This window comes from Streptomyces sp. NRRL WC-3549 (assembly GCF_000721935.1).
Taxonomy (GTDB): domain Bacteria; phylum Actinomycetota; class Actinomycetes; order Streptomycetales; family Streptomycetaceae; genus Streptomyces.
The window spans coordinates 1-283 of the sequence record NZ_JOCS01001859.1 but is presented as its reverse complement, the minus strand read 5'-3'; the positions used below and the strand labels follow the sequence as shown (position 1 = coordinate 283).

The following is a 283-nucleotide window of genomic DNA, read 5'->3' as shown; positions in this document are numbered from 1 at the left end:
GCTCAAGAGCGGCCGCGAGAACTACGGCGCCTACTTCCGCAGGAGGCGGCGCGACGGGACGCTGCGCTGGACCCACACCCAGGGCTTCGTCCGCCGGGACGGGGAGGGCCGCCCGCGGCGGATCATCGGCATCGTCCGCGACGCCACCCAGGAACTGGCCGACTCCGACACCCGCCGGACGGTCGACGAGGAGCGGCGCCGCCGTACCAGCCTGGTGCAGAGCACCACGGCGACGCTGGCCCACGCGCGCACCGTCAAGGACGTGACGGACGTGCTGAAGAAC

At 73.1% G+C, this 283-nt stretch carries 1 protein-coding gene; it reads left to right on the top strand.

Going from position 1 to position 283, the window contains the following annotated elements; translation table 11 throughout:
- Positions 1-283 (top strand): PAS domain-containing protein (locus IH13_RS36390; protein WP_037840609.1); only part of this gene is annotated, 283 nt, incomplete at both ends.